The organism is Olsenella absiana, from assembly GCF_036408855.1.
GTDB classification, from domain to species: domain Bacteria; phylum Actinomycetota; class Coriobacteriia; order Coriobacteriales; family Atopobiaceae; genus Olsenella_K; species Olsenella_K absiana.
In genome coordinates, this window is sequence record NZ_JAZGJQ010000007.1 from 36,342 (window position 1) to 48,609 (window position 12,268).

Consider the following 12,268-nt stretch of genomic DNA (forward strand, 5'->3'; position numbering starts at 1 on the left):
CCTCTCCCTTCCCTCCCCGCCCGCCGGAAGGCGGACGGCCCGACCCCAGGCGCCGCCGTGGGCGCGGCCCGCGTCACCCGAGGGCGACGAGGACGTCGCCCTCCTCGGGCCACTCGCCTGCGGCGGCCGGCCTCTCCATCGCGTGGCGCGCGCCCCGGCACCCGAGGAGCCTCCCCGGATCGAGCGCCCTCCTCGCGAGCACCACCCGCCCCGCCCCATCCACGAAGGCGACGTCGATGGGGTAGGACATGCCGAAGGTGTGGATCGACGAGCAGCCGACGAGCAGCACGGCGCCCGCCGTCCCGTCCGTCCCCAGCAGACCCACCAGGCGCTCCCGCCAGCTCGTGAGGACGCGGACGTCCAGCGCCCCGGTGCCTCCCCAGCCCACCGACAGGGTCCCGCCCGCGCGCCTCACATGACCACCCCCGGCCTGAACCTGTCCACGACCAGCGACCTCTCGTGCCTCAGGACGACGGGCGAGTCGAAGGGAACGCCCGCGAGCACGAAGGAGCCCGGCCACGGCCGAAACGAGAGCCGGCAGATGAAGCGGGTCAGGAGCGGCGAGATCACGAACTCCCCGTCCGTGGCGTCCGGCGAGACCCCCTCGCAGGAGACGTCCACCTCGCACCTCCCCTGCCGCCCCACGGCCTCCGCGACCGCCTCCCTCACCTGCGCCGCCGCACCCGACTCCGTCTGCTCCCCGGAGGGGGAGACTCCCAGGAGGACGACGGCGTTCTGGGACGCCCTGTCGAACTCCGCGCACGCCACGAGGAAGCTCGCGAGGTTGTAGACGACGAGCGCCACCACCACGACGACGGGGATGAGGGCGGCGAGCTCCACGGCCATCTGGCCGGCCTCCCCCGAGGCCTCCCCGCACCCCTCCGCCCTCGCCCGCCCGCGCGCGCCCATCACCGGCCCCCGAGCCGCGAGAGGTCGACGGTCAGGGGGATCGAGAGCTCGGTCCCAGGCACGGGGAGCTCCGCGACCTCGAATGCGCGGGCCTTGGCCTCGTCGACGAGCCAGAGCCCGAGCGCCCGCGCGACGTCCTCGCCCGACCCAGCGGCCGGCAGGGCGTTGACCAGCTCGCGGGCCTTCGCCGCCCCGTCGACGCCTGCCCTGTCGAAGACCTCCTGGGTCCCCACGAGGACTGGCTTCCTGAGGCGCATGTCCGCAGGCTCGAGCGCGGCCCTCGACACCACGCCCTCTATCCTCCCCTTGATCCAGGCCCCGACGGTCCCGCCGAAGACCCCGTCGACGTCGTCCAGGAAGCCACTGATCGCATCGGAGGCGCTATCGTACGCGGAGCCGTAGGAGACCAGCAGCCGCCCCCAGAGCCCGGTGACGTCGTAGACGAGGTCCCCGAGCGCGAACCCCCGTCCACGCAGGCCGTCGAGCACGTGCGAGAGGAGGTTGCTCCCGTCCGTGGACTCCTCGGGTGCGAGGCACGCCGCCGACATCGCCGCGCCGGGAGGCAGCTCGACGCCCCTCGTGAAGGCGCCCACGAGCTCGGAGGGCGCTCCGGTGCCTCCCCTTCGGAAGACCACCGAGACCGCGCCCCAGGCACCGGGCGGGCAGAGCCTCGGCCTCGGGACGGCGAGCTGGTCCAGGGCCTGCTGGAAGGCCTTGGAGCCCTCGGCGCCGATCTCCCTCATCTCCCGCTCGGCGGCGACCTGCTCGTTGCGGGCGACCTGATACTCTCGGGAGGCCTCCACCACGATCGCCCAGTAGTACTCGTAGCCGTTCGTCGCGCGCGAGGAGATGGCGGCCACCCTTCCGAGGTCCCCCACGCCCATGCGGCAGACGGGGCACTCGAGGAGCGAGCCGGACTCGAGCGACGCGAGCGAGCCGAATCCCACGAGGGGGCCGTCCGCGCCGGGGCAGGCGAGGCTCGAGTGCAGGGTCACCCCCGACGCCTGTGCCGTGCACGGCCAGCTCGCCTCCTCGTACAGGCTCGTCTGCCGCATCTCCGCCGAGTTCTTGGGGAGCTCCGGCAGGGACAGGCTCACCTCGCCCTCCGGCGTCTCGCTGAAGGAGGCCGACCACATCTCGCGCAGGGCGAACGAGTAGAACCTCTGGCGCGCGGCCGAGTCGGTCATCTCCTCCACGCCCGCGCCCTCGGGACCCTCGAGCGCCAGGCGTGCCGCGTAGTAGGAGCGCGACCTCGAGATCGGCACCCCGAAGTTCCAGAGCTCGGGCGCAGCGTAACAGGGGTTCTGCACGGGAGAGAGCCCCGCGAGCGAAGAGGCCCGCTCGTGGAGGCACGACGGGTCGTCCACGCAGTCCGCCCGCCAGCCCCTCTCCCGGGCGGCGTCCGCGCGCGCCTTCGCCTCGTCTCGCCTCCTCGAGGCGTCCCTCAGGCGCTCCGCGTCCTCCTCCATCTCGTCGCTCGTCACCTCGGCGTCCAGGGCGGAGAAGTCCGTCATGGACTCCTGCGGGAACGGGATCGCGCAGCCCGCGAGCTCGGGTCCGCCGTGGCCGCTGTTCGCGCCGACGACGGAGGCCGAGTTGACCACGACGAGGTAGGGCAGCGTCGCCTCGAGCCTCCTCAAGCCGGAGGCGGCGCTCCTGGCGAACCTCCTGCGCGCGTCCATGACGTCGTGGCCGAACCCCATCACGCGGGCGGACACCGCCTGCGCCCCCGGAACGGCGGCCACGATGAGCCCCACGGCGCACACGACGACGCCCACGAGCCCCAGGCTGAGCACGCAGGCGTCCAGCACCTGAGCGACCGTGCAGAAGGCGGCGACAGAGTTCTCCCCCGCGAGCGCCGTCGCGTCGGCCACCTGCTGCACGTCCGCCGAACGGGACCCCACCCACTCGGCGGTGGCAAGGCAGAACACGAGGGAGAGGCTCACGAGCAGGGCGACGGCCACGGCGACCGTCGTGTAGCCGCCGTCGTCGGCGACGAACAGCCCCACGCCCCACGCCTCCTCTGGGCACCTCGCCCAGAGGCGAGCGCGCCTACTCCCACATCGACATCCAGCTACCATAGTCGCCCACCACCCAATCCGGCCGGACCCGCGCCCTCGTCCCTACCCTCAAGACCACGCCCTCGGGATCCCCCTCGCCAAGGGCGCGCACGACGGCACCCGTCAGCGGCAGGGGCCGCGCGTGCCCCGATACGCTCGCCTCCACGCACGCCCCGCCGTCCGTCGCGGACACCACGACCTCCCAGTCCTCCGGGCCGCCGACGTGGAAGAGCGGAACCTCTGGGACGGCCTCGAGCCGCCTGAGCGCGTACTGCCGGCACGCCTCGTCCGACTGGCCCGTCGCCCTCACCCTCGTGAGCTCGGAGGCCGCCTGGGCCATCACCGCCTTCGTGTAGAGCAGGCACACGGGCTGCACCAGAAGCCCCAGGAGAAGGAGGAGCGTCGGGAGGAGCGCCGCCGCCTCCACCGTCGACTGCCCGGCAGAGGCGAAGGGCGAGGTCCCCTCAGTACGCGACGAAGTCCTGCATGAACCCGATCGTAACCCCCTCCCCGAGCCCGTGCGAGGCGGCCCGGACGGCACCCTCCACGAGCGCCCCGTCGCGCGCCGCGTGCCACACCGCCCCCAGCGCGGCGAGCATGGACACGAACGCCACGAGCACGACGAGGTACTCGACGGTGGACTGCCCACCGTCACCCTTCGCGCCAGACATGCCGACCACCCCCTCGGAGCCGCCTCCCCGACACGCGTCGCGGGACCTGCGCCGTACGGGCGCCGCGATGCTCGAAGCCCCTCACTCCACGCTCCCATAGGCCCCCTCCCACTCCTCGAGCGCCAGCCTCACGACCCTGACGCGCGAGCCCCTGTCCCCCTCGGCCCGGCGCACCAGCACCACGTCCACCCAGCCCGGCCCCTCGACGGTGCACGACCAGACGTCGCCGAGCAGGTCGAGGTAGCCGGCCTGCCGGAGCAGGCAGTCCCCCTGGTCTCGGTACGCGCGCACGATCCCGGAGGACTCCTCCTCGAGGCCGAGGTCGGAGGTGCGCTCAGACACGCGTGCGAGCCCGTCTTCCCCCTCGGGGAAGTCGCCGGGGGACGGCTGCGGGGACGCCCCCCGCTCCCTTGCGACGTCGCCGGAACCCCCGCCCTCGCCCTTCCCCGAGGCGTCGGGCCGCCCGCCTCCCGACGTCCCGGCACCGACGACGCCCGGCGCGCCTCCCCCGCCGCCGGACGCGCGCAGGACGCCCACCAGGGCGAGGAGGACGACGCAGCCGACGACCGCCAACGCCCAGGCAGGACCCCTCCACCTCCCGACGCGCCCGCCTCCCGTCCTCATCAGAAGCGCCTCACAGCGAGTTGATCCCGTCGGCGATCGCCTGCCACAGGGACGAGACCCTGTCCCTGAAGGCGATGATCGCCACGATTGCGATCACCACGAGCACGCCGACGAGGATCGCGTACTCGGTCGTTCCCTGGCCGCACTCGTCCGCCAGCCCCCTCCTGACGCGCTCCAGACCAGACCTGAGCCTCTCCGCCGCCATCTCCGACCTCCGTTCTAAGAGCCGATAGTTGCATGACGCCCTCGGGCGCCCAGGCGTCCGCGCCGGCTACGCCGTGCCGAGCGCAGGCGCGACCAGGGGACCGAGGATCGCCAGGAGCATCGCGGGGACGATGAGCGTCCCCAGCGGGATGAGCATCTTCACCGGGACCTTCTCGATCTCCTCCTCCACCTCTGACCTCTGCTCGTCCCTCAGCACTTCCGCCTGCTGCTCGAGGACCCGCGCGAGGGGGCTGCCGAAGGCGAGCGCCTCCGAGACGGCCGCGGCGAACCTCCTGACCGCGGCGACGTCGAGCCTCTCCGCCACGCCCTCCAGCGCCTCCTCCCTGCCCATGACCCCGATCCGCCAGGTGAGGAGCACCTCGCGGAACACGCCGGCGAGCTCCGTGTCGAACCTCGAGCAGTAGAGCTCGAGCGAGGCGTCGAACGAGAGGCCCGCCGACAGCCCCAGCGTCAGGATGTCGAGGAGCCCCGGCATCTGGCGCATCACCTTGAGGCGCCTCACGCGGGCCTCCTCCCGCGCCCTCGCCCGATCCATCGCGGGCAGGGCGAGGGCGAGCCGCTCGAGGAGAAGGGCGGCGCGAGGAGGGGCCACGGGCGCCGCGTCCGGCGCCCGCGCCCGCCCGACCCCCTGGAGGACGAACGCGTCCGCGAAGACGGCCGCCCCCGCCGTCCCGGCAAGCACCGCCCCCAGAGCGTCCATCACAGCACCCCCCTCATGAGCCTCCTGATGATGAGCAGGGCCACCGCGTCGAGGCCGAGCGCGACGACCACGCAGAGCGTCCCGGCCGTCGTCGCGAGGCCGCGCTGGAAGTCCACGGAGATGAGGGAGAGCAGCCCCACCATGAGCAGGGGCAGGAGGCACACGACCCTCACCGAGAGGCGCACCTGCGCGGTCCTCACCGAAAGCGTCCTCTCGAACTCCTGCTGCCTCTCGACGAGCTGCGCGGATCGCTGGAAGAGCCCGCGCAGGGGGCTCCCGGTCCTCTGGGAGATGGTCAGGGCGCAGACCAGCAGTCCCACGCCGGGGGCGTCGAGCTCTCCGGCCATGAGAGCGAGGGCCTCCTCCGCCGACGTCCCGCAGCGCATCCTGAGCGAAGTCCGCGCGAACCCCTCCGCGGCCGGGCCGTGGCCGTGCGACCCGACGTACTCGATGGCCTGGGAGAGCGTCTGGCCCGAGGCCAGGGCGACCGCGAGGGTGCGGAAGACCCCCGGCATCTCCTCGCCGAGCGCCCTGCGCCTCCTGCGCTCGTCGACGCCCCCCAGGGAGAGGAAGCCCGCCAGCGCGGCTGCGAGCAGGCTCGCACCGCCGACGGGCGACCGGGAGGCCGCGGCGCCGACGACGAGCACGAGGGGGCAGGAGAGCAGGGCGCAGGCGGAGGCCTCGGCCTCGTCGGCGACGACGCCCCTCTCCCTTGCCCTGCGCACGACCACCGCGCACGAGCGCCTCCACATGTCGGCGTCCAGCAGGCGGCGCGCGAGCGCGCCCTCGGAGAGCGGGACCACCGCCCGTCGCCAGAGGGACTCCGCGAGCCTCGCGCCCGCCCCCTCGACGTGCCTCGTCTCCTGCCCCAAGAGCGCGAAGGCCATCCCCCACGCCAGGGCGGCGCAGGTCACGACGCAGACCGCCTCCATGCCTCCACCTCCTCCCGGTCGAGCGTCCCGTCCGCGACCGCGCGCGCCACGCAGGGTGGCTCCGACACCAGGTGCCACGTGCGCCGAGAGCGGTCGAACGCCACGCACTCGTCCAGCCGCACCCCTCCGTCCTCGGCCCTCGACACCGCCGACATCGAGGTGATGAAGCGCGCGCCGTCCGCCATGCGGCAGGACATCACGATGAGGTCCAGGGCGCTCGCGACCTGCTCCTCGATGATGTCGGTGGGAAGGTCCATGCCGAAGCGGCTCATCAGGACGATCCTCAGGACCGCCTCCTCCGCGGTACCGGCGTGCAGCGTCGTCAGGGAGCCGTCGTGTCCGGTCGACATGGCCTGGAGGACATCGATCGCCTCCCCGCCCCTGCACTCCCCGACCACGATCCGGTCGGGTCTCATGCGCAGGGCGTTCTTCACGAGGTCGCGGATGGTCACCTCTCCCGACCCCTCGATGGAGGCGTCCCGCGCCTCGAGGCGCACCACGTCCGGATGGGTGTCGAAGCGGAGCTCCGCGGAGTCCTCTATGGTCACGATCCGCTCCGCGGTCCCGATCTCGCAGGAGAGGGCGTTGAGCAGCGTCGTCTTCCCCGACCCCGTGCCCCCGGCCACGGCGATGTCGCTCCTGAGGAGCACCGCCCACCTGAGGAGCTGCGCGTACCAGGAGGGGAGCGAACCCCTCTCCACGAGCTGGTCGAGCGTGCTGATCCTGTTGGAGAACTTCCGGATGGTCACGACGGGGCCGTCGATGGCTATCGGCTGGGCAACGGCGTTCACCCTGTCGCCGTTGGCGAGGCGGGCGTTCACTATGGGCGAGCTCCTGTCGAGGCGCCTCCCGAGCGGGGCGAGGATGCGGTCGATGACCATGAGGATCTGGTCGGCCGACTCGAAGACGCGCTCCGCCGCGTGGATCTCGCCCGCACGCTCGTAGAAGAGGTGCTCGCAGCCGTTGACCATCACCTCGGTGACGGTGTCGTCGTCGAGGAGCGGCTGGAGGGGCCCGAGGCCCACGACCTCGTCGATGACCTGCCGCACGACCTCCGCGCGCTCCTCGTCACCAAGGCCCTCGTACCCCCTCGTGTTGAGGATCGCCTGGCAGGCCACCTCGAGCTCCGCACGGGCCCTCGCGGGGTCTCCCCCGGAGACCATCGACGATATCGCCGAGAGCCCCAGGCGGTCCACCAGGTCCCCCTTGAGGCGGCCGCGCAGCTCGCCAGCCTCCCCGGACGTCCCGGGCAAGCCCTCCCCCATCCGCTCCTGCTCCCTCACGCGCTCAAGCACCGACACCTAGACCGCCTCCCTCCTCCTGCCGAAAACCCACCGGCGCCTCTTCCCGCCGGAGAGCCGAGCCGCCTTGGGCGAGGCGCCCTCCGGCAGGCGCCCGAGCTCGCCGAGGATCTGGGCGATGCAGTCGGACACGCACGCCACGTACTCGCTGCGCCCCTCCGAGAGCCGCCTCGCCTCGCCTGCCCCCATGAACTCGCCGACCTCCTCGCCCCCGTCGACGATGCGGAAGGAGCGCGCCGTCTCGAGCCCGATCTTCCCCCGGTCGATGACCGGGACGTCCCGCCTCCGCGGGTCCGCGCGGTTGACGACCCGGACGATCCTGGTCCTCGCCACCCCCAGGCGCACCGCGAGGGAGGCGAGCCGCGCCTGGGCGACCGCCGAGCCGGGCCCCTCGTCGACCGTGATCAAGAGCCGGTCCGAGCACTGCGCCGCCTGGGCGACCGCGTCGGTGAAGGTGGCGCTGGTATCCACCAGCACCAGGTCGTTGGCGTGGGCGAGGACGTCGAGTACGCCCGCGACGTGGGGCATCACGACCTCGGCCATCTCCGGGCGCCCGCACCCTCCCCAGAGGCGGACCCCCTCAGTCGCCTCCGCGCCGAGCCGCTCCACCAGGTCCGTCTCCATCTCGAGCATCTCGCCCAGGGGCGTGAGGTCTGCGGGGCCCGGCATCCCGAAGCAGGAGTAGAGGCTCCCGAACGCGAGGTCCATGTCGCACAGCGCGACCCTGAGGCCCCAGGAGGCAGCGACGCAGGCGCTGGTCGCGACCAGGGTCGTCTTGCCGACGCCCCCGCGCCCCGAGACGAACGTCAGGACCGGCGCGCGGGCTGCGGTCGCGACGGGGGCCGGGGGAGGCGCATGGCGGGCACGCTCCTTCGACGACCCCGCCAACTGGGGCAGGCCGAGCGCTCGCGAAGGCTGCTCGGACACCAGCGTCGTGGGTACGAGGTCGGCCTCGAGCTCGGGCTCGTCGAGCTCGAGGCCAGGCAGGGAGCCGCGCCCCAGGCTCCCTCCGGGCACCCGCGCCCCTCCCGACCCGGCGGCCTCCCGAGCGCGTGGGTCCGACGGCGGGACGCGGGTACCCGCGGGGAGCCGCGAGAGCTCGACGACCTCGTCTATCCCTGCGATGTTCGCGCGGGACAGGAGCGATCCGGTGGGCGACCTCGTCACGAGGTAGACAGCCCGTGCCGACCCGTCCCTCGCGACGGCGGCGGCGAGGTTGATGTCCGAGACCCCCGGCACCCCGGGGCCGACGACGACCCCCTGCGGCCCCTCCCTCATCGCCCGTGCGCGCAGCTCCCCGGCGGAGCGGACGAAGTCGAGCTCGGCGGTGGGGCAGAGCTTCCGGCACGCGGCCTCCATCTCCTCCCTGTCCCCCTCCGGCGCGTACCCAAGCCATAGGTTCCTCATGTCCGCCCCCGTCTCCGGCCCCCGATGCGGGGAGCCACGACCGAATCCACCCTCCGCCCAGGCGGGCGCCAACCCCACCAGGGCTCTACTCCGTCGCCGGCACTTCGGACGTCGCCGACACCCCACCCGTCGCCGGCACCTCGCCCGACGCCCCGGGGCCTCCCGCAGCGACCTCGCTCGGCGCGGCGACGCCGCCCTCTCCCAGCCCCACGACGTCGTCCGCGGGGACAACGACCCTCAGGGTCCCCGCGGTCGCGGCGACGAGGACGGACGCGACCTCCCCCGGCAAGACCGAGAGGCTGATGGAGCCCCTCGAGAGGGAGCCCGTACCGGAGCCCGCCGTGGAGAGCACCACCGCGTCGGCGGAGACGAGCTCCATGGCCCCCTCCTCGGCGCGGAAGACGGCGACGTGGGAGCCCATGCGGACGCTCGGCGAGAGCCCGAGCTTGTCCGTGACGGGAACGGAGACCGCGACGTGCCCCGAGGGGACCTCGATCGCGTCGCCCTCCTCCCTGAAGTTCAGGCTGGTGAGCGGCATCCCGGCCGCCGCCGGCACCGTGAGCTCGCGCCCGACCACCTCGTCCATCGACACGACCGCCCCCTCGGGTACGAGGTCGACGAGCCAGTCGCGGGTAGCTGTGTTCGCCTTGGTCACGACGTCGCCCGCCTCGAGGGCGTCGCGCGCGACGACGAGGCTCACGACCTCTCCGCCGTAGCGCTGCAGGGCCTCCTGCCTGACGCGCTCGGCGTCGCCCCTCACGTGGTCCGCGAAGACGAGGAAGACGAGGACGACGAGCGCGGCGCACGCCGACGAGAAGACGATCCTGAAGCGCAGCGACATGGCCCCTCCAAGCGTCGAGGGGCGAGGCCCCGCGTGACGGTGAGGAGATTCTGGCCCCGGCAGGGCGCCGCGGACGCCAGGTCCCGGGAAAGGACCCGCCCCGTCCTGCACGAACCTCGCACGGACCTGCCAGGCCGGCGCACGCGCCGAGGGCCACCTCGCACGCGCCGTCGTCCCCCATGGGCCTAGGTTGCATCGTTGATTCTTCCGGCAGACCGGATATGTAGGGGGTGTGGAGACGGGACCCGCCCGCCGGCGGCACCGCGTCGACCCGACGTCCTTGTCCGCCAAGCGGGCGCGCCGTGCGGGCAAGGCACGGGTACACTGTCTCAGCGCGTCGGTCGCGCACCAAGGGAGAAGGCGGAGAAGGAGGCATCGTGAGGCTCAACGCCCTCGAAGGGAAGTACGCCCGCCTCTCGCGGGCGGCACTCGTGGCCTCGGTCGCGCTTGCGGCCGCGCTCGCGGGGGCCTCCGTCGTCCAGGGCGCCCCCTCGCCGCTGGCGATCGGCGCGAGCGCGGCGCTCGTCGCCCTCAACGTGGCCCACGTCCATGCGTACGGACCCACGTTCGGCGTGATTCCCACCGCGGCGCTCTCGCTGCTGCCGGTCCTCGGCTCCGCTGCCGCGGGCGCCCGGGGGCTCCTGCGCGCGGCGCTCTCGGCGCTCCTCGCCATGGGACTTCTCTGCGCGCTGGTCTTCGCGTGCTACGTCGCCGCCTTCGCCGTCGCGGCGTACCTGCCGAAGGACTCCGGGCGAAACCGCGTCTACGCGGTGCTCGGGCACTCCTCGCCGACCGCCAACCCCACAGACGAGCTCGTCTGGAGGCTCGAGCGGGCGCTCAGGGTCCATCGCGCCGACCCCGGGGCGCGCTTCGTCCTCTCCGGGGGCCGCACCTGGGCCTCAGACGTATCCGAGGCCCAGCTCATGGCCGACTACCTGCTGGAGCGCGGCGTGCCCGCGGAGTCCCTCGTGCTGGAGGACGCCTCGACCACCACGCAGGAGAACCTCGAGAACGTCTGCCGGATCATGCGCCAGAGCTTCCCCACGGCGACGCTCCACGTCGTCACGAGCGACTACCACGAGTTCCGCGCAGCCAGCATCGCGCGCGGCCTGGGCGTCGTGGCCTACCCCGAGGCAGCCCCCACGCCGCCTCTGCGCCTGGTGCAGGACTGGCTCAGGGAGGTCCTGCTGGTGCAGTCCATGCAGAGGAGGGCCCTCGCCCGCCGCCTCGCGTCTTCGCGCAGGTAGCGGACGGGGGCAGAGCGGGTCCCCTCCGCGCGCAGCGGCCGGCACGCCGTCGCCCGGGGCTAGAGCGTGATGTCGGGGTCGAGCGAGCCCGCGCTGCGGCGCATCTCCTGCGCGAGGGCTACATAGGCGTCCGCGCGCTCGCGGGGTATCTCGCCCGTGCGCACGCGCGCGCGGACCTCGCAGCCGGGCTCGATCGTATGCGTGCAGTCCCGGAAGCGGCACGCCGACGCCGCCTCGGCGACGTCCGGGAAGACCCGCGCCAACCCGCGCTCGTGCCCCACCAGGGGCAGGCTCCTGAGGCCCGGCTCGTCCACGATGACGCCCGCACCGGGCAGGTCCACCATGCGCCGCGCCACCGTCGTGTGCCGGCCGGCGTCGTCTCGCTCGCGGACCCTCCCCACCTCGAGCGCGTCGTGGCCGAGAAGAGCGTTGAGCAGCGTGGACTTGCCCGCGCCGGACTCCCCCAGCACGATGGCGACGGTGCCGCGGGGAACGAGCCCGAGCACGCCCTCGACCCCCCAGCTGACGCCCTGCCCGCGGCAGGCCTCAGCGAGCGCGCGCAGGTCCTCCGCGGAGGCGCCCCCGCCCGTCCGCGCGCCGGCCGCCGTCACGGCGAGCGGGCAGTCCTCGCCGAGGGTGCGACGGACCAGCCTGAGGTCCCGCTCGAGCAGCTCGACGCCGGCCCGGTCGGCCTTCGTCAGCACGACGGCGGCCCGCGCGTGGCAGTCCTCCGCGATCACGGCCGACCGCACGATGCGGTCCAGGTCGAGCTCGCGTCGGCCGAGAGCCTGGGCCACGAGCACGACGTCCACGTTCGCGGCGAGGGTCTGGCGCTTGCCGCGCGACCCTCCCCGCCAGCGCGCGATGTCGCTCTCGCGCGGCAGGACGAACTCGATGACGGCCATGTCGTGGTCGTGGGGCCTGCGCAGGCACACCCAGTCGCCTACGGCGGCGGAGGGCTCGCGCACCACGCCGAAGCGGAAGGAGAACTCCGCCCGCACGATGCCGGAGGCCGCGACCACCGCGGGGAAGGAGCGGTCGAGCCTCACCACGCAGGCGGGCTCGACCTCCCGCACGTCGATGCCCTCCGCCGCGAGCTCGGCCACGTCGAGCGCGAAGGCCTCGCGCTGGGCCCCGCCCATCGAGAGCTTGTCGAAGGGCGGGACGTCGGAGAGCGAGGAAAGGGCCGGCAGGGCCTCTGCGGCCCCACCGGCTCCCTTGTCGTGCGCACGTCCTTGTCCGCGCCCGCCGCGCCCGGCGCGCCCGGCGCCGGCCGCGGCCGCCCCGCGCGGCGCACGCCCCGGCTTGCCGGCGGCGTGGCCCTGCGGGTGCTTGGAGCGCCTGGCCATCT

General features: G+C 73.6%; 14 protein-coding genes. 1 reads left to right on the forward strand and 13 read right to left on the reverse strand.

Going from position 1 to position 12,268, the window contains the following annotated elements:
• Positions 1-73: 73 nt before the first annotated feature.
• The 12 genes from VXJ25_RS06830 to VXJ25_RS06885 all read right to left on the reverse strand — a co-directional run bounded on the left by VXJ25_RS06830 (position 74) and on the right by VXJ25_RS06885 (position 9,670).
• On the reverse strand, positions 74-415 hold the full coding sequence (locus VXJ25_RS06830) for a DUF192 domain-containing protein (RefSeq protein ID WP_330958461.1): 342 nt from the start codon (positions 413-415) through the stop codon (positions 74-76).
• On the reverse strand, positions 412-909 hold the full coding sequence (locus VXJ25_RS06835; RefSeq protein WP_330958462.1) for a hypothetical protein: 498 nt from the start codon (positions 907-909) through the stop codon (positions 412-414). The genes VXJ25_RS06830 and VXJ25_RS06835 overlap by 4 nt, the downstream gene beginning before the upstream one ends.
• A complete protein-coding gene (locus VXJ25_RS06840; protein ID WP_330958463.1) occupies positions 909-2,918 on the reverse strand; it encodes a hypothetical protein in 2,010 nt (669 codons plus the stop codon). Before VXJ25_RS06840 ends, VXJ25_RS06835 begins: the two co-directional genes overlap by 1 nt.
• A 43-nt stretch (positions 2,919-2,961) precedes the next feature.
• Positions 2,962-3,396: a pilus assembly protein gene (locus tag VXJ25_RS06845; RefSeq protein WP_330958464.1), complete on the reverse strand. Its 435-nt coding sequence runs from the start codon at positions 3,394-3,396 to the stop codon at positions 2,962-2,964.
• Between the two features lie 37 nt (positions 3,397-3,433).
• Positions 3,434-3,640 (reverse strand): hypothetical protein, encoded by a 207-nt coding sequence (locus VXJ25_RS06850; RefSeq protein ID WP_330958465.1) that lies wholly within the window; start codon positions 3,638-3,640, stop codon positions 3,434-3,436.
• 81 nt (positions 3,641-3,721) lie between these two features.
• Positions 3,722-4,264, reverse strand: a complete 543-nt coding sequence (locus VXJ25_RS06855) for a hypothetical protein (protein WP_330958466.1) — start codon at positions 4,262-4,264, stop codon at positions 3,722-3,724.
• A 10-nt stretch (positions 4,265-4,274) separates the two neighbouring features.
• A complete protein-coding gene (locus tag VXJ25_RS06860) occupies positions 4,275-4,469 on the reverse strand; it encodes a Flp family type IVb pilin (protein ID WP_330958467.1) in 195 nt (64 codons plus the stop codon).
• 66 nt (positions 4,470-4,535) lie between these two features.
• A complete protein-coding gene (locus VXJ25_RS06865) occupies positions 4,536-5,189 on the reverse strand; it encodes a type II secretion system F family protein (RefSeq protein WP_330958468.1) in 654 nt (217 codons plus the stop codon).
• On the reverse strand, positions 5,189-6,121 hold the full coding sequence (locus VXJ25_RS06870) for a type II secretion system F family protein (protein WP_330958469.1): 933 nt from the start codon (positions 6,119-6,121) through the stop codon (positions 5,189-5,191). The genes VXJ25_RS06865 and VXJ25_RS06870 overlap by 1 nt, the downstream gene beginning before the upstream one ends.
• Positions 6,100-7,422: a CpaF family protein gene (locus VXJ25_RS06875; RefSeq protein WP_407941922.1), complete on the reverse strand. Its 1,323-nt coding sequence runs from the start codon at positions 7,420-7,422 to the stop codon at positions 6,100-6,102. Before VXJ25_RS06875 ends, VXJ25_RS06870 begins: the two co-directional genes overlap by 22 nt.
• Positions 7,423-8,829: an AAA family ATPase gene (locus tag VXJ25_RS06880; RefSeq protein WP_330958470.1), complete on the reverse strand. Its 1,407-nt coding sequence runs from the start codon at positions 8,827-8,829 to the stop codon at positions 7,423-7,425.
• Between the two features lie 85 nt (positions 8,830-8,914).
• Positions 8,915-9,670, reverse strand: a complete 756-nt coding sequence (locus VXJ25_RS06885) for an SAF domain-containing protein (RefSeq protein WP_330958471.1) — start codon at positions 9,668-9,670, stop codon at positions 8,915-8,917.
• 377 nt (positions 9,671-10,047) lie between these two features.
• Between VXJ25_RS06885 and VXJ25_RS06890 the strand changes: the two genes are divergently transcribed.
• On the forward strand, positions 10,048-10,917 hold the full coding sequence (locus VXJ25_RS06890) for a YdcF family protein (RefSeq protein ID WP_330958472.1): 870 nt from the start codon (positions 10,048-10,050) through the stop codon (positions 10,915-10,917).
• Positions 10,918-10,976: 59 nt separating this feature from the next.
• Here the strand turns inward: VXJ25_RS06890 and rsgA are convergent, their stop codons facing one another.
• A complete protein-coding gene (rsgA, locus tag VXJ25_RS06895) occupies positions 10,977-12,266 on the reverse strand; it encodes a ribosome small subunit-dependent GTPase A (RefSeq protein WP_330958473.1) in 1,290 nt (429 codons plus the stop codon).
• Positions 12,267-12,268 lie beyond the last annotated feature (2 nt).